This window comes from Mesorhizobium sp. P5_C1, assembly GCF_054049815.1.
Genome location: NZ_JBFULQ010001403.1, coordinates 1 through 539, shown reverse-complemented (window position 1 = coordinate 539; position 539 = coordinate 1). Strand labels below are relative to the sequence as shown.

Annotated in this window: 1 protein-coding gene; it reads left to right on the top strand. The window is 60.3% G+C overall.

Features of this window, described 5'->3' with window-relative positions:
* Positions 1 to 41 precede the first annotated feature (41 nt).
* On the top strand, positions 42 to 539 hold a 498-nt coding region (locus tag ACXJ7R_RS36045), incomplete at its 3' end, for an MFS transporter (protein WP_457155934.1).

Here is a 539-nt window from a genome sequence, read left to right as displayed (position 1 = left end):
CAGTTAGTGTGGGTGCCAAGTCTGTTGAGCCCGATCGGAAGATGCTGGGTTACCTCTTACCTATCGGCTACCGCCCGATCCTGTCGCTTCTTCGCGGCACTGGATTCCTGCTTGCAGCGACAGGGTTGCATGGCTTGCTCTTGCCGTTGCGTGGGCAGGCGGAGGGCTTTTCGACAGCGTCGCTTGGCCTGCTCGGAACTGCCTGGGCGGGCGGCTTCGTCGCCGGCTGCATCTTCGCACCTAGGCTTGTCCGTCGGATCGGGCACGTCCGTGCGTTCGGCACCTTTGCAGCGGCTGGTGCAATCATCGCGCTGCTGACGGGTTTGATAATCGAGCAGTATGTGTGGATCGCTCTGCGCGCCTTCACAGGCTTCGCCATGGCCGGCGCCTATATGGTCATCGAGAGTTGGTTGAACGAGAAGGCGACCAATGACAACCGCGGCCGCGTCTTCGGCCTCTATATGATCGTGTCCTATGTCTCGATCATGGCCGGCCAGATGATTGTCGCCATAGGCAACATCGGGGACGCGTCATTGTTC